A 26512-nucleotide genomic window follows, 5' to 3' on the forward strand; every position below is an offset into this window, starting at 1 on the left:
GCATCACTTCTATCTTTAAAATTAATGTTCAGTTTTGAAAAACCGTTCTTTTTTGAGTTTGATTGAGATAAGACAAATTGATTATTCTGGTTTTGAAGATAAAACTTGAGTTGATATTCATCAAAATTTTCAATTGATGACGTATGTTTCCATTGATTGGTTCCCATAACTTGATAATTAATTTTATCCTTCAAAAAAGTTGGTTTATTTTTCTCTTTTAGTATATAATCAAACCATTCCATGGAGATTTCATTCAGGTCAATTTCTGCAATAGGGTCAATTTTATATCCTAGTAATTCATTTTTGATGTAACCCTGTGCTCCGGAATGATCATAAGGACCAATTATTAAATAATGATTGGCGTTATTGTTATATTTAAAATGATTCCTAAAATAATAAAGTGCTCCTAACTGATCGGAATCATAATATCCAGTTATAGTTAAAATCGGGATATTGATTTTTGCAAACTCCTCTTTATGAGGAACCATGTTTTTCCAGAATTGATCTTGGCTAGGGTGTTGTAACCAACGCTGAAAAATTTCGTTTCTGTTTCCGCTAATAGAATCTAATTTATTGAAAGGAAGTCCACTTACGTACCATTTTTTATAAATTGAATTCCACTTTTCTTCATTTCTGAAATTTGCAGCATCCGTGGTGTTATTGCTTGTAACATAATTGAGCCATCTTAAAGAATATGAACCAAAGGCATTGTTATTCATAGGGAAATCCATAAAGCCAATTCCCACAGAAGCTTGAGGAATTATGGTTTTAAGAGCTGGATGTAATTTTTTGGCTGCTGCCCATTGACTGAAACCCAAATAACTTCCTCCAATCATTCCAACTTTGCCATTGCTCCAGGGTTGCTTTATGATCCAGTCAATTACTTCATTAATATCTTCTTGCTCATGTTCAAAAGGTTCAATTTTATGATTGCTTAAATGTTTTCCGCGAGTATAAATGTATACACAGTTATAGCCATAACTTGCCTTCACTTTAGCGTCATTGATATCATCTTCATCAGCATAAATTGTATTGATGATAATTGTAGATTCAGGTTTTTTAATTTTATTATTGACTACTACTCTTATAGATATATCGCGATTGGATTTATTTTTTATCAAAAAACTGTCTTTGACCGTAAAGTTTTCCGCGTCAAATTCTTTTAAATACTCATTTGCCAGATGAAAAGATTTATTTACGACAATATAACCGTTATAGTCTCTGCAAAGTTTCAAAGCAGTCTTTACATCAACACTATCTTTTCCGATAAACTCTTTTTGCAGTAAATCTACAAGTCCTTTCCTTATTTTATCACTATCACCTTTAAAATATAGAGGTAAAATGATTTGTGATTTAGCAGTTAATGTTGCATATTTTTTTTTTAATTCAGTCTTATAGATATATTCAAAATTATTTTTGGCAGCTGGATTAATAATGGTTTTAATATAAATCTCATGTTGTGTCCCCATTGCATTTGCAATCGTAGAATTGCTGTCTATGAAAATACTTCTAACCGAATCCAACTCCTTAAGTGCTAAATCATATTTACCAGCAACCATGCGGACCCTATACATATTATCAAAATAGGTTGACTTATCTTTTTCATTATATTTTTTGGGAATTTCAGAAGTGAGATGTTGTACCAAGCTTTCAATTTGATTAAAATCGATTGTCTCAGAAAATTGTTTTATAGCGATTTTTTGAGAAAATGATAACCCATAAAATAGAATTAAAAAGAAAGAAAATAATTGCTTCATTATTTGATGATAAAAAAAGATCAGTAAAATTATCTTTCAAAATTACTGATCTTTTAATTGACAACTTGCTTAGAAAGAAATTTATGGATTTACTGTTACCTCAATTGTATTCTTTGTTTTATCAAGAACGGTATCGTTACCCGTGTTTATTCCATCTCCCCCCTTTATGGAATTCAAGCCAGTAGTAATTTTAGCAATTTGTAATTTGTTTAATGATAATTTATTTCCTGTTTTTTTCTGCTTTTTCATTTTGATTGAATTTATTTTTTATAAAAGTAGGGCGTATTTAAAAAATAATGAATAAATCATTCTCTAAATTTATCAATATCGTATAGATTAAATTTTAGAATTCTGTTGATCAAGTATTTATGCATTATTTTCTTTTTCCAGTAATTTAATGTAAAAGGAAGGTAAAGTACCAGTAGTTCGTTTAAAAGCATTCGAAAATGATTCTGAATTACTAAATCCAACTTCACTTGCAATAGCACTAATGGTGTATTTTCTTAATTTTTTATCATTTTTTAGTTCTAAAAGGATGTAATTAATTCTTAACTCGTTTAAATATTGAGAGAAATTTTTTCCTTTTTCCTCATTTATAAATTTGGATAGATAGTCACGGTTTGTATCTAAATCTCTAGCAAGTTTATCTAATGTCAGATTGTTTTGTTTAAAACCTTTACTACTTTCAAAATGAATTATTTTTGTCTTTATTTCTTGGAAATTCTCTTCAGACAAAGTGCTTTTGCCTTTTTGAGAGTTATTTAATCTGTTCTCACTTTCTACGGTGCGTACTTTATTACTATTCTCAATTTCCACATTCTTCAGAAGAATAATAGCTTGCTTTTGATACCCTCGTAATCTCTTTCGGGTTCGGAAAAATATAACTAATAAAACAAGAACTAATAGTGAACTAAATATAAGAAACCATTGCAGCGAATTGTTTTTATTTGATAGTTTATTAATTAACAGTTCTTTATCCTGCAGTAATAAGGGGGTGTCATATTTTTTGTAGATGTCTTTCGCAATATATTTGTTGTTATGAGCCATTACACTATCTGCATAAAACAAGTGATTAATATATTTCAATTGTTCAACCTGATTATCTTCTTTTTTATAATAATCTATTAATCTTTCATATCCATCACGTGTTACAGGTAGAAATTTATTTAACGCAAAAGATAATGAGTCAGTCTTTAAAAAATAATTGATCGCTGCTTTTTCTCTTTGAGTCTGATCGTAAGTCTTACCAAGGAAATAATAAGAAATTGCTAAATTTTCATAATCCTTATTCTTTATGAACTCCTTTTCTACGGATAAAAAACTTTTAATCGCTGCTTTATAATTTTTTAGGTAGAAGTTTGAAATGCCATCAGACAGTATAAAGTATGTGTAATAGGTATAATCATTATACTTTTGACATTCTTTTAAACCTACACTAGAGTAAAATTTACTTTTATTATACTTTTCATTTTTACTGTAGCTGTTTGATAGAGAAAAAATAGATCCTATATAGTTTTTTATATCTCCGTTATTTTTTTCTATTTTATTTTTTTCATATTGATAATATTCTATAAAGAGAGGAAGCGCTTCCTCATTTTCTCCTGTAGCAGTTTTTAGAATGCCAATAAGTTTTTTTACGTAAAAATATTGATCTTTATTTTTATCTTTTGCTAGTTTTTGTGCCGAAATGAAATAATCGAGTGCATTCGAATAATTAAAGTCATAATATAATAGTGTCCCTTTTATGATATGCGCTTTTGCAGGATATTCATTTGAAATAAAATTTTTTGTCAATTGCAATAGAGAATCTGCAAAAGGATGTCCATTTTCAGAAGCGAGACCTTTCACATGTGCAAGTTTATAATAACCATCATAAATTAAATTAGAATTTTTGGTCATTTTGCCTTTACGAAGAATTGTATTTGCATACAGTTCTGATTTTACATTATCAATTCGGAATACCTTATCATAGGATTTAATAAGTTCCTTTCCACTTCTATTTTTAAGGGAATCTGGAATCTTAAACCCTACTACACTTTGGCAGAGAATAAGATTAAAGCATAGAATAAGCAGAATCGTTAACTGGTTTTTCCACATTTCACAAAATTTTTACAATAGTACAGATTTAACGACAAATTGTTTGTCAAATATTAAAGTATTTTTTAATTAATTATAAATCATTGAAGCAACTTATTATTTTACCTCTATTTTTATCAATTACCGATTGCATTATACTGAATTTATCAATTTCGACATCTACCTCTTGGAAAAAATATTTAGTAATATGATATTTGTCGCAGATAAATCAAGCGGTATCCGAAAAGCTTACAGAGTAGGAAAAAAGAGAAATATTTTATTATGAAAAATTTAAAAAAACTTAAGAGGGATGATCTAAAAGCAATAAATGGCGGGCTAATGCAAACTGAGTGCTTTAGTAATGCCGGATGCGGCTCAGGGAAAATTTGTGTGACATGTTCTGGTCCCAATTGCGGAAGTTTGGGTTCAGGATTTTGTATTTAATTAATTTGCTCCAAATCTTTTTTTTGGAGCAAATTTTAACTTGACTTTAATATGAAAAAATACCTGTGTATTATTTTAATTAACTTATTATGTATCGTAAAATCTCAAAACTCTTTTGAAATAAGAGGAACAATAAATGACATTAGTAGCGGAGAGATTCTACTCAGTAACGTTTTCATACCACAAACGTATTACGAGAATAGTATATTAAAAAGTAATATAGAAAATCAGCGATTTTCTATAAAAAACAAGTTTTCATACCCTCATGCTTATCGAATTATAATTGAAAGAAATCTATCTGGATTGATATTCTTAGACAAAGGAGTCAATTCAATAGATATTAGAGCGGACTCTCTTTCATTATACTATCCATTAATACTAAGTAACTCAAAAATTAATGTAGAACTAAAAAACAAATTCATGCCTTTATATAAAAAGTTTATAGATAAGGATATGGTAATTTTAGAAAAAATAAAGCAATGTTCGCAAGATTCATTAAATGTAGAGTGTAAGAAAAAAGATTTTGAACTCTTGCGTAAAAATGTTCACATCCAACAGGATAGTATCATTTTTGAATACGCTAAAAAAAACACTAATTCATATATTCCACTTTGGTTTATCGCTGACAAATTGAATACTTTCGGATTTACTGAATACCAAGAAAAAGCGTTTCAGCAAATGTCTAGAAGTATTAAAAAAACCAGAACAGGTATAGAGTTGGAAAAGGATCTAAATATTGCAAAATACTTTAGCAACGGTAAATTATTTCCGTTAATGAATTTGCAAAAAGGAAAAATTATGTCCTCTCTAGGTAAAAAATATACATTAATTGATTTCTGGTTCTCACATTGTGCTCCTTGTTTAAAACAAATGCCCGAATATAAAAAGATTTATGACCTATACTATTTAAAGGGATTCGAGATTATAAGTGTTTCTACAGATGGAGAGAAATATATTCCAGACTGGGAAAAAATAATCTTTACTAAAAAACTAAATTGGAAACATCTATTAGACAAAAATGGAATTGAATCGAAAAAATACGGAATTAATAAATTTCCAACAACATTCTTATTAGATAAAGATGGAAAAATTCTGAAAAAAGACCTTTCTGTAGAAGAGTTAGAAAAATACCTAAAAGAAAATTTAAATTAAAATACACTGACATCATAGTTTTTAGAAATCAATTTCTTAAAATAAAGAATATTTATTCTTCAGTATGTGTACAGTACGGAAGATTCAATATAGCTGATTAGCAAAAACCCTTGTCAGGGATTATATGACAAAAAAAACATTAATTTATATTAAAAATTTTATTATGAAAAACTTAGAAAACTTAAAAGCAAAAGGAACCAAACTCTCAAATGAAAAAATGAAATCAGTGTCTGGAGGTCTTTTTGGTATTTTTTGTATCGAGGGAGTACTTGATGGTATTCCTGGTAACACAACATTTAATTGGGGACGTTGCCCAAAATCTACACAGCCTATGGGGCAATAACATGCCTAATTTCTATAGCATGCCCTTAATCGGGCATGTTTTTTACAAAATCATTATAATGAAAAATTACTTTTTTATAATTTGCTTCTTGTCTTTTGGCACAGCTCATTCTCAAACTATTTTTAGTAACACTACAAAAAAACCTATTTCCAATGCTACACTTATATCAAAAACAGGACAGATTCTTGGTATATCAAATAAGGAAGGGAATATATTGGATTTTAACTTAATAGGTAATACCCAAATATCATCTTCAGATACTATAGAAATATTTCACACAAATTTTGAAACACAAGAATTAACCTGGTCTAATTTTAAAAATAATCCCATATTATATTTGAATCCTGTTCAAGATATAGAAGAAGTCGTTCTAAATGCAAAAAATCCAGATTTCGTGGTTCTTAAATCCTACTATATTTCATATCAGATAATTGATAATGAACCTCAATCCTTTTCCGATGGAATTATTGAATACTATATATCATTATCAAAAAATAAAATTGTTGATTATAATATTTTGGAATCCAGAATTTTTAAAAATGTTCCGCTAATAAATGAACACTATAAAAAATTAGGTAGTACAACTTTAAGCGTTGGTTCTAAGATTCAACCTTTTAATTTCCACGAAGAAATTCTATTAAACCGCTGGGGAGATTTTACCTTTTCTAAAACTAATGAGATTAGACTTAAAAAAGACTTCATTGGTAAAATTGAAAAAAACGAAAATTCCTCAAATATTTTTGTTGAATATTATACTCCATCAAGAATTAAAGAACAAAGAATGTTGGGTCTTTCCTCTAAAATAACAAACTACAATGTTTCTGAAAAATTTTCCGAATTAACTCCGTCTATTAAAAGTATAGTGAGTCTTTCAAAATATTACAAAAGTTTTATTTCTCAGAAAAAAATAGATTTTAAATATGAATTAATACAAAACGTACAAGTTTTAGAGAAAAAATTTCTAACAACAGATGATTTTAAAAAAGTGAAGACAGATTTTAATCATTCTGAAAAAACAAAATATTCATATGTGTACTGGGAACAGGAAGGATTAATTTCAATTCCATTCTCTGTGAGAAATTTGTTATATAACAAACTCACAATAATAAATTAATTTATTGAATAATTATAGAACTAAATGAAATTCGAAAAATTAATACAGCAACTCGAAATAGATTTAAAAGAATTTAATTTCCAATTTCAATCCCACCCCAATTATCCATCAGCTCTAGCTCTCAGTAATACACTTAACTTTTTAGGTGTTAAAAATGATGCATATGAATTGGAAAAAGCATATTGGAAAGAAATACCTGGAGAATTTATTACTATCTATAAGGATCAGTTTTCCTTAGTTAAAAAAGAAGAAAAAGATTACAAAATTTTTTCAGGAGAAGAGTTAAGTATCACTGAAAAAGAATTATTAGAACATTCTCAAAACTTCGTTTTACTTTTTACAAAAAAAGAAATCTCAAATTCTACTTCAAAAAAACCGATAAAATACAATGTCTTTTTTCTAATTTTATTGGGATTGTATCTCATATATAATTTTTTGCAAAATGATTGGGTAAGTTTTGTCTTCAATATGGTCTCAATTATTGGAGTTTATATTTCCTTTGAAATTTTTTCTGAAAAATTTGGTATAACTTCAAAAACTCTAAATTCAATATGTGGACATACAGAGAAAAAAACAGATTCTTCCTGCAGTAAAATCATAAATTCTGATTCGATTAATGTTTTTGGTTTGAAACTTTCAGATTTCAGTTTAATCTATTTTGTAACAATTGTTATTTTAGGACTGCTTTTACCAAATACAAGTGTACTGTTGCAAATTACCTCTTGGGTTACTGTTGTGGCTATTTTTTATTCCCTCTATATTCAGATTTTTGTAGAAAAGTCCAGTTGTAAAATTTGTTTAATCATCATAACACTTCTAATTTTTCAAATTATTTTAAGCAGATTTCTTATTGCAGTTCCTATTTCTTCATTTGCAGTTTTAGAGAGTATACTTACTTTTGCTGTTGTGTTTACTGGAGTAATTTACATTAATGATCTATTGAAAAAAAATGATTCATTAGGAAAGTCTAATCTGAAAAATTTGAAATTCAAAAGAAATTATGAGGTTTTCAAAAGAGAGCTTATAACTAAGGATAAAATAAATTTTGAGAATAATAAGAATGGTTTTTTCTTAGGAAATCAAAATGCTAAATTACATATTTCTTTGGTATCCAATCCGTATTGTGGCTTTTGTAAAAATGCCCACGAAATTTTAGAAAAACTCTTGAAAAATTATCCAAATCAAATCTCTTCACAAATTAGATTTAATTTATCGTCAGAGAAAGAAAATGAAAAATTAACGCAACTTATTGGTTCATTAAAAAATATTTATGAAACAAAAGGAGAGTTAAAATTTTTAGAATCACTTCATTTTTGGTTTGAAAATAAAGATGAGAAACAATCCAATGAAAAAGACTCTTCTTCGAATTATGCTAATGTTGAGGAGCTTGAAAGGATTGGAAAGGAGAATCTTATCCATGGGTTAAATTTCACCCCGATGTTTTTAATAAATGGTAATCATTTTCCAGATAAATATGAGCGGGAAGATATTTTCTATTTTATTGATGAATTGTTGGAAGACGAAGATATTTTGAAATGAAACACTTCTCATCTATAAACAATTGGACTAGGCGCCAAAGATTGTAGTTCAACTTAACTTAAAATCTTTAGTAAATTACTTCTGCAAAACCATTCCTTACAGCAAATTCGCAATCATTCTGAAACTACAAGAGTAGGAAGAATTATTTTAGGTTTAAGCGACGCAGTAAAAAGTTTAGAATTAATAAATTTGATCGAATTCAATAAAATTTATTTATTTCTGAGTAGGGGTTTTCGCTATTTCATTTGATGCTATGTTTCACAAAAGGCATTGTGTCAGGTGTTTAAATAATTTTTATCCCAAGATTTATCAATTCCGACATAACTTTCATCTTTTGTTCATATATTAATTTTAAGTTTGAGATGTCAATAATGGCAAATAACTAAAACGTTTTTTATTATGAAAAATTTAAAGAAACTTTCGAGAGAGGAATTGAAAACTGTAACCGGTGGATTCTCATGCTATTGTGGAGTTAGATATTTGGGAGAATATCTAACTGTTGGTGGGTGTACGGCAGCTTGTGACATAATGTCAACTGGAGCTTAATAATTTTACAAATTACCACAACTATTCCTTATATTGTGATATGTGGATAGTTGTGGTTTTAAATTACATTTATGAAAAAAATACTTTCAGTTTTAATGCTTTTTTCGTTTTTACTTTCATTTTCTCAATACAGGTTTCATTACAAATATAGTTTTATACCAGATGGTAATAAGAAAGATTCCATTGTTCAAGATATAATGACCCTCGATGTTGACCTTAGTAAAAAAGAATCTAATTTTTATAATGAAGCAAAAAGATATAACGACTCAATTTTAAGTAAAAATGGGGCAACTGCTGTACAACGGCTGTTTTTTCTACAACACAATTCTAACCTCACGTATAATATATCCAAAGATTTGTTGAAGGACAAAATGATATACCATACAGTTTATGCTGGAATTCGAATGAAAATCACCGAAAAAAATCGTCCGATATGGATTCTTGCGAATGAAGAAAAAAAAATTGGAGATTATCTATGTCAGAAAGCACAAACAAATTATAAAGGGCGAAGTTGGATTGCTTGGTTTACAAAACAAGTTCCGGTTTCTGAAGGTCCATATAAATTTTCAGGATTACCAGGATTAATTGTTGAAATCTATGATGAAGGAAATAACCACGAATTTAGCTTAATAGAAGTTATAAAAAATGAAAATCTAGAATTACATGATTTTTCAAAAAAAGAAAAAGAAATAACCCAAATGCAGTTGAATAAGCTTATTGACGAAGGAAACAAAGATACTAATGCAAACATCAAGGAAATGCACATTTCAAATAGCAATTATACATTCCTATTGAATGATGGAAACATCTTGAAAATTCGAAAAGACATAAAAAATTTAGACAATGAACTTTCAAAACAAATGCGGCGTATGACGAATTCTATTGAAATTGAAAAATAATAATTATACTTATGTTTAAATATAATATCTACTTGGATTATCAACCAATCAAAATCATCAATGTAAAAGAGTGAAATTTTTTCGAATTCTTTCAGAACTATTTTATATTATTCAGAATTAGAAAATGGGATTTTTAAAAATTTAAGATAACAAAAATGACCTTTTTTCAGTAGATCATTTCCACACAGTAAAACATGTACGAAGAACCAAAGATAATTTGAATTAATTAATGAAATTATACAATGATAGAAAATCAATCCTGCATTTTCTCGATTTATTTAAAATCGGAATTATTTATTACGGACTACAAGATTTAAATAAGCGATTAATTATTTTGATAAGTCTTTACAACAATACCCTAATTTTTCAGATGCCCAATTCTACAAAGCGCAAACTTATTATTTTCTAAATGATAAAAAGAAAGGCATTAAAACTGTTTATAAAATCTTCAGATAATTTTCAAAAAAGATATACCATAATAGAATACAATGCAGCATATGAAGAATATCCTTATTAGATAAAAAAGTAGAAGATTCGTAATTATTTTGATATGCTAGATTTTAATAAGTAAGTTTTATATTTTTATTTTGAATAAATTTCCTTTTTACAAACAACCCGACAATAAAGATTGCGGACCAACTTGCCTACGTATAATAAGTAAATTTTATGGTAAAACCATCCCCTTACAACAGATCCGCAACCTTTCAGAAACGACAAGAGAAGGGAGTAGTCTTCTTGGTTTAAGTGATGCTGCTGAAAATTTAGGATTCAGAAGTTTGGGAGTGCAAATTGATTTCAAAACCTTGGTGGAAGACGTTCCTCTTCCTTGTATTGTGCATTGGAATAAGCAACACTTTGTTGTGGTTTATAAAATTGATAAAATAGGAAATATTTATATCTCTGATCCCAGTTATGGTTTAATTACTTATACGAGAGAAGAATTCATCAAATTTTGGATTGGTGAAAATGCCAACGAAAATACAGAAGAAGGAATTGTATTAATTCTTGAAACTACGCCAGCATTTTTTCAGACTGAATTTGATGATCAAGAAAGCAAAGCCAGTTTTTCTTTTCTTTCAAGGTATCTTTTCAAATACAAATCCCTCGTTTTTCAGTTAGCAATTGGTTTGTTGGCAGGAAGTTTAATGTCGCTGATACTTCCATTTCTTACCCAAAGTATTGTAGATGTTGGAATCCAAAACCAGGATCTTAATTTTATTTATCTTGTCTTAATCGCACAAGTAATGCTTTTTTTAGGAAAGATGGGTATCGAAGTAATCCGAAGCTGGATTTTGCTTCATCTTTCCACAAGAATCAATATCTCCATTATCTCCGATTTCTTTATCAAGCTGATGAAACTTCCCATCAGTTTCTTCGATACGAGAATGACAGGAGATATTATGCAGCGCATTAATGATCATCACAGGATCGAGCAACTCTTAACCAATTCTTCGCTCAATACTTTATTTTCCTTAGTCAATCTGATTATTTTCAGTATTGTATTGCTGTTTTATGATTACAGACTATTTTTAGTTTACATAATCGGTGCAGTCCTGTATGTGCTTTGGATTACTTTTTTTCTGAAAAAGAGAAAAGAACTTGATTATAAAAGATTTTCCCAAGTTTCCCAAGAGCAAAGTAAAGTCATTGAACTCATCAATGGGATGCAGGAAATAAAAATGCACAATGCCGAAAAGCAGAAACGTTGGGGTTGGGAATTTCTGCAAGTCAAGCTGTTCAAAATTCAGATAAAATCTTTGTCATTAGAACAATGGCAATCTGTCGGGGGAAATTTCATTAACCAAATAAAAGATATTTTGGTTAGTTTTCTTTCCGCTAAATTGGTTTTGGAAGGCAATCTTACTTTGGGAATGATGCTTTCTGTGCAGTACATTATCGGACAGTTGAACAGTCCTTTGATGCAGTTAATTGATTTTATTAAACAAACTCAGGATGCTAAAATTTCTTTGGAAAGATTAGGTGAAATCCACGATAAAGAAGATGAAGAAAATGCAGATGAACAATATACTTCTGAAATTCCGCAACAAGATATCGAAGTACGAAATCTCTCGTTTCGATACATCGGTTCAGATGCTTTTGTTTTTGAAAATCTGAATTTGAGTATTCCTTATCAAAAAACCACAGCAATTGTCGGTGCAAGCGGAAGTGGAAAAACGACACTGCTGAAATTATTAATGAAATTTTACGAGCCCAATGAAGGTGAAATAAAATTAGGAAATACAAACCTGAAAAATATTTCTCCCAGAACTTGGCGAGATCATTGCGGAGTAGTGATGCAGGAAGGTTATGTTTTTAATGACACGATTGCACAAAACATTGCAGTTGGCGAAGACTATATCGATAAAATTAAATTAAGAAAAGCCGTTGAAATTGCAAACATTAAAGATTTTGTAGAAGGTTTGCCGTTGAGTTACAATACAAAAATCGGTAATGAAGGAGTTGGAGTAAGTGGCGGACAAAGACAAAGATTATTCATTGCAAGAGCGGTCTACAAATCTCCGGAATATATTTTCTTCGATGAAGCGACGAGTGCTTTAGATGCCAATAACGAAAAAGTAATCATGGAAAATCTTGAAAAGTTCTTCAAAGGAAAAACGGCTATTGTGATTGCTCATCGATTATCAACCGTAAAACATGCCGATAAAATCGTAGTGTTGGATAGAGGAAAAGTTGTGGAAGAAGGCAGTCACTCAGAATTAGTGGCAAAAAAAGGAGAATATTACCGACTTGTTAAAAATCAATTGGAACTTGGAAACTAAAAAAGACCTATTAGATAATTTAGAACTGCGTTCAGAAAATGTGCAGGATATTCTCACGCAACCGCCACATTGGATGATCCGATGGGGAAATTCACTGATTTTGGTGATTTTGGGAATGATCATTTTAATGAGTTATTTCATCAAATATCCTGAGTTTATTCCTGCTTCAATTATTGTTACCTCTCAAAATCCTCCTGAAAAATTAGAAGCAAGAATCAATTCCAAAATCGAGAAAATTTTCATCAAGAATCAACAAGAAGTAAAAAAGAATGAGGTTTTGATGGTTTTGCAATCTACCGCCAATTATCAGGATGTTTTAAAACTCAAAAACTTGGTAGATTCTATTTCTCCCAATCAAATTTTCTCATTTCCTATTAATGAAACTTCAAGATTTAAATTAGGCGAATTACAAAATGATTACAACATTTTTGCAAAAGCTTTTCGGGACGAAAAATTATTTACACGACTTCAACCTTATGGGCCAGAAAATTTAGCTGCTAATCAAGGGATTTCTGAATATAAAGGAAGAATTTCTACGTTAAGACAACAAAAAAATCTAGAGTTTGCAAAATATGAACTGAGTAAGAAAAATTATCAACGTTCACAAGACTTGTTTAATCAGGGAGTCATTGCTGCGATGGAGTTGGAAAATGAAAAGATAAAATTCCTTCAAGCACAACAGAATTTAGAGAACATCAATATTTCTTTATCCCAAATGGCAGAAGGAATTTCCAATCTTAATAAAAGCAAAAGTGGAGCTTCTATCAATACTGAAAAAGATAAAATTACCTATTCTTCACAAACATTACAATTATTTGAGCAGCTGAGAAAATCGCTGAAAGATTGGGAACAAAATTATTTACTCATTTCTTCTACAGATGGTATTGCCAGTTTTCAACAATTTTGGGGAGAAAATCAATTTATAAAATCCGGGGATGCCGTTTTGTCTATTCTGCCAAAAGATAAAGCGGCGGTGGTGGGAAGAATGCAAGTTCCATCAACAAATTCTGGAAAAATTGCCCAAGGACAAAAGGTTTTAATAAAACTAGATAATTTCCGTTATCAGGAATTTGGCATCGTAGAAGGAAAAGTTGAAAATATTTCCTTAACGCCCGATAAAGATGGTAATTATTATGTGGATGTTATTCTTCCGAAAGGGTTGAAAACCTCCTATAATAAAACTCTTCCTTTCGATAAAGAACTAAAGGGGAATGCGGAAATAGTAACTCAAGATTTAAGATTGATTGAAAGGTTTTTTTATCAGATTAGAAAATTATTGGGGTATCAAGTTTAATTTGTGATATATCTGTTGCAATATCTCCAGAGTAGAATTAGTTATGTTGCATAGACCTTCCTTTGCGCGGTAATTTTCTGCACCATTCAACATGCCTCTTATTCGGTTTCAAAAACATATAGCATAATAAAACAGTTCTTAGATATCCTTTCGTACTTTAAATATCACGTAATATCATAGAAAACAAACAGCCAAAACTTTAACAAGTTTTGGCTGTATTTTTGGCTGTAATTATCGTAAGTGATTGATAATCAACTGAAATTGTAGAGAGGATGGTACTTTGTGCATATCCTTATAGAACCCAATAAATACTCATTTTTCTCAAAACCAGTTCTTTATGTAGATTTATATCCCAATAGATAATCATAGATCCCAATAGACAATCCCCGATTTAGTCCCTGATTTTGGAAACAGGGACTAAGATAAATTGAATTTCAAATCAAATTTTCTGTTATAACAAAGTGAGAATACGTAGAAAAATAGTGGAATTAAGCTTTCTAAATATTATTTAAAATCAAATTTTGAGTTAGATGAAATTGTACTGCTTTTATCTTAAAAGCGGAATCATAAATTTTTCTCTCACGTGTCATATCTTAAAAATAGGATTTTATGCTTAATTTTAGCTGGACGCTAAATTAGTACATCCAACCCACTTTAAACCTAGAAATTTTGGAGATTTTAGAAACAACATACGAAGTATATTCACCAACCTCAGTTTTAGCATTATTTAATAATGCTTTAAGATTACCGGGAACAGAAAATTTGATTCATTTACGAGGGAGATATGCTTTCGGTGGAGGTAAATCCTACACCAATTATTTTTATGATACATTATATTCGGAAGCTGACAGTATTTCTATCACAGTTAAAATTCCAGCACTGCTTCGAAGTAAAATAGTAAATAACGAGATTTATACTTTGAAGGGATACATCGAAAAAATTTTAAGAAATTCGCGCATAGATATAAATTTTGTAGTTGATGGAATAATTGCCCAGGAGGAAGGGTCATTTTCAGAAGATGATCTTAAAAAATTTGAATTAATCCAAAAAAAACTTGAATTAGGTTCGAAAGATCTTGATACCTTAATTCGAACAAAATTATTAAATAATGAAATAGTACGTGTTGCAAATATTTATGGGCATAATGCTATAGTACAAAAGGATTTTAGTGAAGGATTAGATGTATCTCAAAAATATTTTGAAATTGTAGAATATACCTGTAATATTACTTCACCAACATCAATCTTAACACAACTTTCGGAACTCTTAAATCTTAATTATGACATAATTGCTTTGGTCCGCGGCGGAGGTGACAAACAAAGCTTTGAAGTCTTTAATGATAGCACCCTTGCAGAGTATTTTATCAGTTTGAATTCAATTTCCGTCACTGCAATCGGACATACTGTAAATGAATCCCTTTTAGATAAATTAGCAGACCGCCGTTTCCATTTGCCACATGATTATGGTGCTGGTTTACACTTAATTGTGGATAAACTGGTCCAGGAAAAATCGAACTCTCGAGCTTTATTAATTGATGAAGTTAAAAAAGACATTTCTAAACAATTTATTGAACAAGTAAAAACTCTTGACTCACAGTTGAAAAAAAAGAATGAAGAATTTGTAGAAGCTCAGAAGACGTATAAAGAACAAGTCGAAAATCAGACAAAATCATTTAACGATCAACTGAAAATTAGAAATGAAGAAGTGGAAAAACTGAAGAAAGAGATTACTGAAACTCACGAAAAGCGTGTCAGAACACTATCAGAGCAGTTAACAAAAAAGAACGAAGAATTTCAAAAATTTCAGGAATCTTCGACGAAACAATTACAGGATTTACAAAAAAACTTTCAGGAGCAGCAGAAACAGCGTTTAGAGGAAATGGCTAATTACAAAAGAGAAATATCTATCCTTCACGATAAAAACATGCAGTCCACGGTTGATGCACAAACTGCAAAACTTAGAGCTAATCTCAACAATGCTTCTACTGAAATTACCGAATTACGGGCAACTCTGGCGAAGAAAAAATTTAATATAATCCACTTTATCATTGCTGTATTATTAGGCGCTTTACTGGGTTACTTTATTCTTCGTTTAATATAGATTATATATTGTTTTTTTTAACCCCAGAGAGAAATTCATTATTTTGTTTAATATAATGATGGATGTGCAAGTATGTTGCATGGAAAAATGATTAATTTGCATTATTAAAATTATTGAATGGCAGTTACTAAAAATGCGTTGCTTAGATATCGAACACTTGATGAGTGTTTCTCTAATCCGTATAAAAAATTTTTTCTAGCGGATTTAGTTAGAATCTGCTCAGAAAAACTTACGGAATATTATGGTTATGATTTTTCGATAGAGAAAAGAGCTTTACAGTATGATATCGCATTTATGAAGAGTTCGGCAGGCTATGATGCCCCCATTGAAACTATAAAAGATGGAAAAAGTAGTTATTACCGGTATTCAGATATGACATTTTCGATTACCAAAAAAGAATTAAATCCTTCAGAATTACTTTCTGTCAAAGACGCTTTAGTAATGATGTCTAGGATGAAAGGTATTCCGGGCTTTGGATGGATAAATGAAATGCAAGTTCAATTGGAATCTGCGCTTAATTTCAGGTTGAGTAGCAAACAAATAGTGGCTTTTGAAGAAAATGAATATTTAAAAGGTAAAGATTTTTTAAATCAACTATATCATTATATTAATGAAGAGTTTACTCTTAATTTAACATATAAACCTTTTACTTCAGATTGCTCTGAAAATTTTATTGTTTCTCCATATTACCTCAAGCAATATAACAATCGTTGGTTTCTTCTAGGCTGGAATCATAATAATTCTAGACAAGAAATTTATCCTTTAGACAGAATTGAATTTTTGGAAAGTGTACAAATTCAGTATATACCAACGGCTATCGATTTTAACGAATATTTTGAAGATATAATTGGGGTAACCTATTACGAAGAGAAAGATGTTGAAGAAGTTGTAATAGAAATGACTGCCAGCATCATTCCTTATGTAATAACTAAACCACTTCATGGTTCTCAAAAAGTAAAAGATAATATCCTTACACTCAAACTTAAATTAAACTATGAATTGGAAAGCGTTATACTATCTTTCGGCGAACAAATGAAAGTTCTACAACCTGTTGGATTGCAGGGAAAAATAAGAAATAGATTAATTAGTGCAGAAAAAAATTACTAATGCATCCCCTTTGCACACTTTAAAAATACATTTGTAATATGAAAATCGAGAACTTAAATACAAGAATAGCAAATATAGATTTACCAACAAGAATGGGAGCTGTGGCTTACAAATTAACTGGTAGACATGCTTCATTTAAAAGATTTTGCAAACTATTCAACATTGATTTAGGGAAAAATTTTAATAAAGATCATCATATTAGCAATGAATTATCAAACCATTTATTTAAGTTTGAAATTTTTGCACGTTTATATGAAATGGATTATTACAAAGAGAAATCTCCGGAAATTATTGCAAATTTTTTAGGGAAAAATACCGATGATGTAATTAAAGCTTTGCGAAATTTAGAGCCACAATTATTCTCGCCAATTGGTTTAATGATGAATAAGGAATATAATTTTAAGTATATCTCATCTTTCGAAATTGATAAATATCTTGGAGGAAATTACGATTTTTTATCATATAGAGAAATTTAAATTTTGCAGTGCACTTCCTTTGCATAGTAGCAAGATAAATTTGCACTAGTAAAACAATAAGAGTTCTTTGAAAAGCCTGTTTTTAAGATTTTGATTTCGCCTACTGTTTTTTGTAGGTGTTCTCAGTGAAAACTGGGAATAATGAAGGTCAGTTATATAAATTGATAATGGTTTATATGAGTACAGATTTATATTATTTCATTATAGTAGTTAATATTATTTTAATAATGTAGTCTCAGATGTACCCTCACTTATATTGATAACTAAATAAATAAAGAAAACATAAACAGGCTTTTGAACTTTTAAATATAAAAAAGGAAATGGAAAAGAATATATCAATAGAAGACAAAGAATTTATAAAGAAATATTTTACATCTGTTAAAGATTTAAGAAGCTTCTGTATCCTGATAGAAATTTGTCAAAGAAAATTAAATTCTGAATTTACAGATAGGATAAGAATTGATGAATATTTAATTAAAACTTTAGCTCATCCTAATAATAAAAATAGATATCATTCTTTTGAAATCAAGAAGAAGAGCGGAGGAATGAGAACTATACATGCCCCGGAGAATAAATTGAAAGTAGTTTTGCAATGTATTAATTTGATGTTTCAGACCGTATTCACACCACATTCCGCAGCTTATGGATTTGTTGAAGGTAAGTCTGTCGTAGATAATGCTAATTTACATTGTGGCAACAACTATGTATTTAATATCGATCTGAAAGATTTTTTTTCCAGCATTGAAATTGGGAGAATACTGAACAGACTTAGTTTGCCACCTTTTAATTTTAATAAACAAAATCGTAGAGAAGAACTTGGGAATTATATTGCTTGGTTAGCCTGCGAAAATACAATTGTGGAAAGAATTATAGATGGCAAAATTCAAAAGACCGTAAAACGCGTCTTGCCTCAAGGTTCACCTTTATCACCTATGCTTACAAATATTATTTGTGAAAGACTAGACCATAGATTAACCGGACTAGCAAAAAGATTTGGTGTTAAATATAGTCGGTACGCAGATGATATTACTTTCAGTTCTATGCAAAATGTATATCAGGAGGAAGGAGAGTTTCGAAAGGAATTAAACAGAATTATTAATGACCAATATTTTACAATAAACCAGGATAAGGTAAGATTACAAAAATCAGGAGTGCGCCAGGAGGTTACAGGTATTACGGTTAATGAATTTTCAAATGTGACGAAAACTTATGTAAAAAGGATTCGTTTATGGTTAAGTTTCTGGGAGAGATTTGGCACAGAGAAAGCTTTTGTTTTATTTCTAAATGGATATGTCAAAGATAAAGGACATATTAAGAATCTTGGGAAAACTCCGATGTTCATGGAAAATGTTATTGAAGGCAAGCTTAACTATTTGAAAATGGTAAAGGGAGAAGATAATTCAACTTATTTGCGTCTAAAAGAAAGATTGGAGAAACTTTCACTGCGAAATAAATCAGCCGATCAAATTTTAGATACTTGGGAGACTAATGGTATTGACGAAGCGATGGCAAAATTTTATTCTGGCAAGTCCCCAAAAATTAACAATAGAATTGATCTAATCGCATTATTATAAATTCTATGGCAAAAGATAAATACGACTTTATACAGGATCTTCTTACTAATAAACGATTGACACCTTCTCAAAAAGAGAGGGTATTGTTGCTTACTAAGATTGAAATTGAAAAGGACAGAAATTTAGGGAAGGATTTAAATAAAAGGGTTGATGAATTAGAGAAAAGTGTAAGAACTATTACTAGAATTTCAGATAATTTATCTCATACGATCCCAAATTCCTCATTACCAATAGTAGATCCTAAAGAAGAGATAAAATCGAAAAAAAAAATTGATATAAAAAACAATTATAATACAACAAATACTAGTAATTTACCAATCTACATTGAACCTGAAAAATTGTACAGGGCTTTATTGGCATTTAACCAAAATACCATTTTAAAAACAATTTGTCACACAATTGACAATGATATGATTGATCTAATTTCTAAATCGAATGGGAAATATGAATTTGATTTCCATTTAGATTTAATAAAAAATGAATTTACTAAAATCTCAAAAGAATTTTCTCTTACTCAAAGTATGTATGCATTAATAAACCAATATATTTATGGGGAACTTCCTTGGTCTACTCAAAAGATTACAATGTCTTGGAGCAACTCGATATTAAAAGATTGGGCAAATAAAAATCCTGGAATTTATCCAAATCCCTCAGATAGTTTTATAGAGGAGTATGAAAACGAAGGTTTTAAACTTCCAGAAAGTTTTATTTCCGATATAACTGGAAATAATATAATTTTCTTTAATGACTTTGTATTATTTTTTAAATCCTTGTGGCATATTAAAAGCGAAAATTCTTTAAAAAAATTAGTTATAAAAAGAGGGATTGACTATAAATTTAATGATTGGGCTGATGTGGAAATCAGTAAAAATTTTAGTAGTACTATCAATTTGTATACAGATGTAGATAAATTACTACAAGCTTATTCCAAAATTATAAACTTGATAAAAACGGTAAATAAAGAAAATGGAATTAATGAAAAGCCTTACATTATACTTTCATTTTACGAAGATAAAAACGAGATTACTTTTTCAATACATCATAAAAACGCTATTTGGCTGAAATCTATACAAAGTACAATAGAGAAGCCTTTTGGTAATTCGATGAAAAGCATCATAACAAATCAAATTAATGGTTTATGTGACTTATATGTAGGAGCTGATTTTGGTGATTCTAATTTTGCTGAAATAAATCTTTGGAACGGCGAGAAACCAATAGACACTGAAGTACCAAAAGATTTCGACGGTGGAGTTGAATACTTATTAAAATTTAAAAGATGATATACTTAATTGATGATAAAATTAACCGCCAGGTAAAAGCCGGCTGGGATTCAGAAAAATTTAAGGAATATGAAAAGTATATTGTTCCGATATATTCATATTCGGATATGGAAGATTTGGAATATAGGAAAAATGTTTTTAGTAGTGAAAGTGTTATCCTGTTTCACGAATCATTTTTTGATAATGAAGTTAATATTCAATCTCAAGATATCAATGACATAAGAAATAAGCTAGAGGACTTTGCAAGGGATAATCCTTCTGCGTATTATGTTTCCTTTAGTGGCAGTAATAATACTAGAAATTTACAAAGTAACGCAGGTAGTTTACCTGTAAATATTCTTTATCAAAACCTTGAAATTTTTATTTCTTCTTTTAAAAAAAGTAATAAATATGATATTAGCTTTCTTTTCTACGGTGAAAACCATAATATTGAGAAATACTTACTCTCAAAATTGGATTTAAAAAAGAAAGATTTTGATCAAAGTTCAACAATTGAAACTCCTTCTTCAAAAAAAACATTATTTCTAAGATCACGCGTAGATATACAATCTCCTTTTGGGGAAGAAACTAGAAGTGAAACTATATTTAACAAGGATGTAGAAGATATTCAATTAAATGAAAAAATTGAAAAATGGTTTGAGGATTATGAGTATGATTCTATTTTTCTTCCAATAAGTTTTGGCGCAACTTTATCAGATTTTAATGGTCTTCGATTAGCGCTTCATATTCGGTGTACAGACACTATTAATAGGTTAAAACCAATTTACATATATAGTTTTGTAGACCATCATCCTCTAATTACTAATGATTATTTTGACATTCTGAAGACCCAGAATGTATTTCTAATTGATTACACCCACGGAGCTTTTTCAGATGCAGTATTAAAAGAAAATACTGCATTAACAATTGGTAAATTACCACATGAAATAGGTAAAATAAATTTGACAATTCCTAAGAACTACGATTCCTCGCACAGTATTGCGAATGAATGGGCTATTTATAAGTTAATATATTCATTACCTAAAGTTTTTTATGACGACGCGAATAGAGTAATTAATAACATTGAAAATAACATTTACTTTAAATATTTACAAACAATCTTCCCTTCAACATCTTTTACCAGTATAACTGAATCTACTTTGTTAATAAATAATAACAATCATAGTGAGCAGGTTGAAATTAGCGAGAAACCTAAAATACTTTATATTGACAATGATTATAAGAAGGGGTGGGAAAGTATTTTTAAATATATTTTCAAGGACTTAAATAAATTGAATTTTTCGACACTAGAATTAGACTACAGAAAAATTTCGAGAGATCAAATCGTTGAAAGAGCTATTAATAAGGTAATTAACCCAAGCAGTCAAAGAATAAACTATGATATTGTACTACTAGACTTCAGGTTGTGTTCTGCTGATTCAATAGAAACAGATATTGATCAAGTTTCAGGAATGCAAATTTTAAAAAGTTTAAAGAGTTATAATCCAGGTATTCAAATTATAATTTTTTCGGCCACCAATAAAATCTGGAATTTGCAAGCGATCCAGGAAGCTGGTGCAGACGGATTTGTTATAAAAGAAAGTCCTGAGAATAGTAAAGATGAAATGTTTACTGTAAGATCAATTAATTCTCTAATGAAATCTGTTGAGATTGCTAGTAGCAGAAAATATTTAAAAGAGGTATGGAATGACTTTAAATTGTTAATTAGTTTAGCCCCAGAATTTGAAGTTAATATTTTGATAGCCTTCAAGTTACTATATGATTCTGTTCATTCGCGTAAATATATGAATTATGCCTATTTGCAATTGTTTTTAATTGTTGAAGAGTTTATTTCAAAAGACAATATATTCCGAAAAGATCCAAACGGCAGTAATTATCTTGTCCATAATAATAATGATTATTTGATTTTTGATTTTATCAAAAAAAATGGAAATACTCCAGTTTATAAATCAGCAATAAAGTTTAAAGGAGGCAATTATAAAATAGAAGTAGATAATGATTTTTCTAGAAGATTAGATACAAATGCAGTGGTCTCTTCAATTTTGATTTTTAGATATGGCTTACAAACATCTGGTGAAAAAGATTGGACAAAAATTTACAATGTAAGAAATGAAAAAGCAGCACATCCAGAAGTTGGTTTGCTAGATTATTTGGAAATTAAAAAATTAATTGACTTTTTGATTTTTATATTGGATGACAAGAATGTGAATCTTGCTAATATCGAAAGTACTTTAGAAAAACCAAGTTTTGCCGACCAATTATGTAAATTGAAAAATAAATTTTCCAAATAATTTCTGTTTATGCACCTCCTTTGCACAGCAATATAATTCCTTTGTCATATAAAACATAGCTATGGATCTTCTTTCTCATTTCGATATAGAACTCAATCATGATCAAAAGGAAGCGATAAATCGCTTAGCACTTTTTCTGGAAAGTAACGATCAGGTTTTTCTCCTGAAAGGTTATGCGGGAACCGGTAAAACAACTTTAATAAAGGGACTGATAAAGTATTTACTACAGGAAAAAAAACAGTTTGAGATTTGTGCACCTACAGGAAGAGCAGCTAAAATACTGAGGAATAAAACAGGTTACGGCAGCACGATACATTCTACAATCTACAGTTTTGATAATTTGGTGGCGAAAAATGCAGAAGCAAAAGATGAAGCTTCACATTCTTTCGAATATTTTTTTCCTCTTAAAGAATTAGCGAAGGAAACTGTAATAATAGTAGATGAAGCCTCTATGATTTCGAGTCGGTTTTCAAAAAATGAACTTTTTGATTTCGGTACGAATATACTTTTGAACGATTTGTTGACCTTCAGCAGATTGCAGATGAAAAATAATAATAAACTAATTGTTATTGGTGATCCTGCACAATTATTACCAGTAGGTGATAATAATTCATGGGCACTTGAAAAGTCTTTTTATGTAGAAAAAAACCTTTCCGTTTCCGAAGGATTATTAACTGAAGTTGTACGGCAAAATAGTAGCCTAATTCTGGAGAATGCTTTTAAGATTAGAAGTTGTATAGAGAAACCAGATTTCAAAGAATTACAATTTAGTTTTGATAATACTAAATTTATTAATCTAAACGGTAAAAATCTTGTCCAGCGATATTGCGAACTTTTTCCTAAAACTGATTTTGATAATGGGGTAATCATTACTTATTCTAATGCTCAAAATCTACATTACAATCAAGAGATAAGAAATGAATATTTTCCCGGAAAAGTTCATATTTCCGAAGGTGATATCGTTCAAATCATTAATAACAATTACTCTACATACAAGACCAAAATTTATAATGGCGATTTTGCGATGGTTATTTCTGTTGGTGAAACAGTTAAGCACTCTGCACCTGTATTCGTCGACGAAAATGGGAGGAAAGTAAAAAAGATAATAGACTTCACTTTTAAGAAAGTAATCCTCAGTCTTCCCGATTTTGATGAAGATATTGAAGCCTTCATTCATGAAAATTTATTAGAATCTACTTCCCGGGATTTAAGTATCAACGAAATGAAAGCGCTTTATATTAATGCCGTAATGCGATTTAGAGATTCGAATAAAAATGAAAGAGTAGGATCGGAAAATTTTAAAAATTTTTTAAAGAATGACGTTTTCTTTAACGCACTAAGAGTAAAGTATGGGTATGCAATTACTGGACACAAATCACAGGGTGGTGAGTGGAAAACTGTTTTTGTAGATTACTACGGAAGAGTAAGCCTGAAAAAGGAGCCTTTGAGATGGAGTTATACAGCAACCACAAGAGCTTCAGAATGCGTTTACGCTACTAATTATCCAAATTTTGGCAAATATTATCTTCTGAAGTTTTCAGATATTGGAACATTTTCTAACATACCCGAGGGAGCATTTTCTTTTGAGAATGTTCCATTATCGCCATTCCATAAAATTACGGATCATAAATGTAAAAGTTGGCTCTACTGGAATATAATGGATAAGTGTCAAAATACCGTATTAAAAATAAAAAATATAGCAAGTGAAGAATGGACTGAAAAATATACAATTGAATTAAATGACGAGATTCTAATAGCTCAAATCTCCCATAACGCAGCCGGTTATTTCAGTACGGATTTTAAAACAACTTCTGTCGTCAGTAGCAATACAAAAGAATATGTTTTGGCTGTTTTAAATGCAAGAAACGAAGTCGTTTTTAAAAATAATTATAAGCCATCGGAAGATTTTCTTACAGATCTATATACTGTTGTCCAAGCGGCAAGCAATGATACAGATGTACGGATTACAAATGTTGTAGAAAAATTAGAAAACTATTTTGTTTCATATTATTTTGAAACCGATAATCCGTTATCCTACATCCAGTTTTTCTTTAAAAAAACCAAAGAATTTTCGACGGCTATAGTGAAGACATTTGGTGCCACGGATGATATAAAACTTAAAAACCTTTTAATGAAAATTGAAGATTATGCCAACAGCTCAAGTTAAAGTACTTAGAAAATCAGGAAAATTGGAAGAAGCCTTAGAAATGGCACTACAAGATTTAGCGAATGATCCTGGAAACATGTGGAACAAACGTTCCATTTCCTGGGTGTATTATGATTATTTGAAGAAAAACGCTGAAGAAAATGATATAAATGCATTTATAGAAAACCTTTCGCATATAAAAGCGCTTAAATTGTCTCCAGATGATAAAATGCTTTTTGATAATCTGGTTTGGCCAATCACCAAAATATTAAGAGATCTAACTAAAGAAAAACAAAAAGCCTTTAATCACTTAAATGCAATTTTCGAAGAGATAAAAGAACTTCATTTTACAAAACCATCCAAGGAATTTTCAATACTCTTTGGAGTTTTGCACAAGGCTTTTAAAGAAACTTCAAAGTATTTTGAAGTGATCGATTGGTGTGGATTGGATAACTTGCGACCTGAAGATTATTTGTCTGAAGAATTTAATAACCGTAAAATGATGGCAGTTGCTGAACAGATCTTCACAGCTTATGCAAAAAAATTGTCAGAAGGAACGCCTTTAGATCAATTTGGATATCAGAGGCAAATTGATAAGGAAAAGATTCACGATTTTCTACCAAAATTAGATCAGGTTATAGACGACCACCCCGAATATCAATATCCGTCTTATTTCAAAGTCAAAATGCTCATGGCATTAGGTGAGACTGAAGATGTTTTTTCAGTATTTCTCCCATTTGCTAAGCAGAAGAGAAATGATTTTTGGGTGTGGCAACTTATGAGTGAAATATACAAGGATGATCCAGAGATTGTTTTTAATTGTTTATGTAAAGCACTATCACTTTCAACGCCGGAGGAATTTTTGGTTAAAATTCGCCAAAGGTTTGCTAAGATTTTAATTGAGAGGAAAATGTTTTCTGAAGCCAAAACAGAAATCAATCGAATTTTAAAAATAAAAGAACAAAAAGAATCAAGTATTCCTAATGAACTTCAACAATGGATTTTGCAACCTTGGTTTTCTGAGACTGAGGCTCGAAAGAATAATTTTGATTTATATCAGAATCATTCATCGTTTGCAGAAGAACTGCTATTTCAAGATGAATTAGAGGAAACAATTGTCGTAAGTTTTGTAAACAATGATAAAAAAATGCTAAACTTTATTCAAAGTAAAACAAAGCAAGGTTTCTTTAAATACGATAAGTTTTTAAAGGATCCACAAAAGGGAAACATACTAAAAGTTAGATTTAGTGGTGAACCACAGGAGGATTTCTACAGATTAGCAACCGTCAAATATTCCGAAAATCAAGTATCCGAAATGATTAGGGACTTTGCAGGAAATATAAAAATTATTCCCTCAGGAATTGGATTTTTAGAAGATTGCTTTATTGATAAAAATTTAATTGACTACAATGGAATCCTTGATGGACAAGCGATAAAAGTAAAAGCAATTTTATCATTCAATAAAAAGAAGAATGATTGGGGATGGGTTGCCTTTAAATTGAAAAAAGCAAATGATTAAATTATTTAACTTTTCAGGAATACTTAGCAGAATCCTACACACATGGGGCAAAAAAAAATAAATAGGTACTACAAT

18 protein-coding genes are annotated in these 26512 nt (G+C 29.8%); 15 read left to right on the forward strand and 3 right to left on the reverse strand.

The genetic code is table 11. The features are described 5' to 3' along the window. The 3 genes from ACEYOS_RS03965 to ACEYOS_RS03975 form a co-directional block, all read right to left on the reverse strand. A partial coding sequence (locus ACEYOS_RS03965; protein WP_373797513.1) for a CocE/NonD family hydrolase occupies positions 1 to 1757 on the reverse strand: 1757 nt, incomplete at its 3' end. 81 nt (positions 1758 to 1838) lie between these two features. Further along, positions 1839 to 2006: a hypothetical protein gene (locus ACEYOS_RS03970; RefSeq protein ID WP_373747893.1), complete on the reverse strand. Its 168-nt coding sequence runs from the start codon at positions 2004 to 2006 to the stop codon at positions 1839 to 1841. 117 nt (positions 2007 to 2123) lie between these two features. Further along, entirely contained in the window at positions 2124 to 3854 is a 1731-nt protein-coding gene (locus tag ACEYOS_RS03975) for a helix-turn-helix domain-containing protein (protein WP_373747894.1), read from the reverse strand. A 474-nt stretch (positions 3855 to 4328) separates the two neighbouring features. Between ACEYOS_RS03975 and ACEYOS_RS03980 the strand changes: the two genes are divergently transcribed. From ACEYOS_RS03980 to ACEYOS_RS04050, 15 genes are all read left to right on the forward strand, one after another. Next, entirely contained in the window at positions 4329 to 5429 is a 1101-nt protein-coding gene (locus ACEYOS_RS03980) for a TlpA family protein disulfide reductase (protein ID WP_373747895.1), read from the forward strand. 163 nt (positions 5430 to 5592) lie between these two features. Beyond that, complete coding sequence (locus tag ACEYOS_RS03985; protein ID WP_373747896.1) at positions 5593 to 5772, forward strand: hypothetical protein; 180 nt, start codon at positions 5593 to 5595, stop codon at positions 5770 to 5772. Positions 5773 to 5830: 58 nt separating this feature from the next. After that, on the forward strand, positions 5831 to 6886 hold the full coding sequence (locus ACEYOS_RS03990) for a hypothetical protein (RefSeq protein ID WP_373747897.1): 1056 nt from the start codon (positions 5831 to 5833) through the stop codon (positions 6884 to 6886). A 24-nt stretch (positions 6887 to 6910) separates the two neighbouring features. Beyond that, positions 6911 to 8425: a vitamin K epoxide reductase family protein gene (locus ACEYOS_RS03995; protein ID WP_373747898.1), complete on the forward strand. Its 1515-nt coding sequence runs from the start codon at positions 6911 to 6913 to the stop codon at positions 8423 to 8425. A 617-nt stretch (positions 8426 to 9042) separates the two neighbouring features. Beyond that, complete coding sequence (locus ACEYOS_RS04000) at positions 9043 to 9870, forward strand: GLPGLI family protein (RefSeq protein WP_373747900.1); 828 nt, start codon at positions 9043 to 9045, stop codon at positions 9868 to 9870. A gap of 587 nt (positions 9871 to 10457) precedes the next feature. After that, positions 10458 to 12650: a peptidase domain-containing ABC transporter gene (locus ACEYOS_RS04005; RefSeq protein ID WP_373747901.1), complete on the forward strand. Its 2193-nt coding sequence runs from the start codon at positions 10458 to 10460 to the stop codon at positions 12648 to 12650. Then, positions 12640 to 13944 (forward strand): HlyD family secretion protein, encoded by a 1305-nt coding sequence (locus ACEYOS_RS04010; RefSeq protein ID WP_373747902.1) that lies wholly within the window; start codon positions 12640 to 12642, stop codon positions 13942 to 13944. The genes ACEYOS_RS04005 and ACEYOS_RS04010 overlap by 11 nt, the downstream gene beginning before the upstream one ends. Before the next feature lie 669 nt (positions 13945 to 14613). Next, complete coding sequence (locus tag ACEYOS_RS04015) at positions 14614 to 16044, forward strand: exodeoxyribonuclease VII large subunit (RefSeq protein WP_373709234.1); 1431 nt, start codon at positions 14614 to 14616, stop codon at positions 16042 to 16044. A gap of 117 nt (positions 16045 to 16161) precedes the next feature. Then, positions 16162 to 17151, forward strand: coding sequence for a helix-turn-helix transcriptional regulator (locus ACEYOS_RS04020; RefSeq protein ID WP_373709233.1), 990 nt, complete (start codon positions 16162 to 16164; stop codon positions 17149 to 17151). A 38-nt stretch (positions 17152 to 17189) separates the two neighbouring features. After that, a complete protein-coding gene (locus tag ACEYOS_RS04025; RefSeq protein ID WP_373709232.1) occupies positions 17190 to 17627 on the forward strand; it encodes a hypothetical protein in 438 nt (145 codons plus the stop codon). Between the two features lie 320 nt (positions 17628 to 17947). Then, on the forward strand, positions 17948 to 19201 hold the full coding sequence (locus tag ACEYOS_RS04030) for a reverse transcriptase domain-containing protein (RefSeq protein ID WP_373709231.1): 1254 nt from the start codon (positions 17948 to 17950) through the stop codon (positions 19199 to 19201). A gap of 5 nt (positions 19202 to 19206) precedes the next feature. After that, a complete protein-coding gene (locus ACEYOS_RS04035) occupies positions 19207 to 20481 on the forward strand; it encodes a hypothetical protein (RefSeq protein WP_373709230.1) in 1275 nt (424 codons plus the stop codon). Next, a complete protein-coding gene (locus ACEYOS_RS04040; RefSeq protein WP_373709229.1) occupies positions 20478 to 22772 on the forward strand; it encodes a response regulator in 2295 nt (764 codons plus the stop codon). The genes ACEYOS_RS04035 and ACEYOS_RS04040 overlap by 4 nt, the downstream gene beginning before the upstream one ends. Before the next feature lie 61 nt (positions 22773 to 22833). Then, complete coding sequence (locus ACEYOS_RS04045; RefSeq protein ID WP_373709228.1) at positions 22834 to 24939, forward strand: ATP-dependent RecD-like DNA helicase; 2106 nt, start codon at positions 22834 to 22836, stop codon at positions 24937 to 24939. Further along, positions 24920 to 26437 (forward strand): hypothetical protein, encoded by a 1518-nt coding sequence (locus ACEYOS_RS04050; RefSeq protein ID WP_373739268.1) that lies wholly within the window; start codon positions 24920 to 24922, stop codon positions 26435 to 26437. Before ACEYOS_RS04045 ends, ACEYOS_RS04050 begins: the two co-directional genes overlap by 20 nt. Positions 26438 to 26512: the final 75 nt, after the last annotated feature.

Source organism: Kaistella sp. (assembly GCF_041824135.1).
Taxonomy (GTDB): domain Bacteria; phylum Bacteroidota; class Bacteroidia; order Flavobacteriales; family Weeksellaceae; genus Kaistella.

Coding starts and splice junctions, on each gene's coding strand:
- ACEYOS_RS03970 (WP_373747893.1), bottom strand. CDS start 2,006: ATGAAAAAGCAGAAAAAAACAGGAAATAAATTATCATTAAACAAATTA.
- ACEYOS_RS03975 (WP_373747894.1), bottom strand. CDS start 3,854: ATGTGGAAAAACCAGTTAACGATTCTGCTTATTCTATGCTTTAATCTT.
- ACEYOS_RS03980 (WP_373747895.1), top strand. CDS start 4,329: ATGAAAAAATACCTGTGTATTATTTTAATTAACTTATTATGTATCGTA.
- ACEYOS_RS03985 (WP_373747896.1), top strand. CDS start 5,593: ATGAAAAACTTAGAAAACTTAAAAGCAAAAGGAACCAAACTCTCAAAT.
- ACEYOS_RS03990 (WP_373747897.1), top strand. CDS start 5,831: ATGAAAAATTACTTTTTTATAATTTGCTTCTTGTCTTTTGGCACAGCT.
- ACEYOS_RS03995 (WP_373747898.1), top strand. CDS start 6,911: ATGAAATTCGAAAAATTAATACAGCAACTCGAAATAGATTTAAAAGAA.
- ACEYOS_RS04000 (WP_373747900.1), top strand. CDS start 9,043: ATGAAAAAAATACTTTCAGTTTTAATGCTTTTTTCGTTTTTACTTTCA.
- ACEYOS_RS04020 (WP_373709233.1), top strand. CDS start 16,162: ATGGCAGTTACTAAAAATGCGTTGCTTAGATATCGAACACTTGATGAG.
- ACEYOS_RS04025 (WP_373709232.1), top strand. CDS start 17,190: ATGAAAATCGAGAACTTAAATACAAGAATAGCAAATATAGATTTACCA.
- ACEYOS_RS04030 (WP_373709231.1), top strand. CDS start 17,948: ATGGAAAAGAATATATCAATAGAAGACAAAGAATTTATAAAGAAATAT.
- ACEYOS_RS04035 (WP_373709230.1), top strand. CDS start 19,207: ATGGCAAAAGATAAATACGACTTTATACAGGATCTTCTTACTAATAAA.
- ACEYOS_RS04040 (WP_373709229.1), top strand. CDS start 20,478: ATGATATACTTAATTGATGATAAAATTAACCGCCAGGTAAAAGCCGGC.
- ACEYOS_RS04045 (WP_373709228.1), top strand. CDS start 22,834: ATGGATCTTCTTTCTCATTTCGATATAGAACTCAATCATGATCAAAAG.
- ACEYOS_RS04050 (WP_373739268.1), top strand. CDS start 24,920: ATGCCAACAGCTCAAGTTAAAGTACTTAGAAAATCAGGAAAATTGGAA.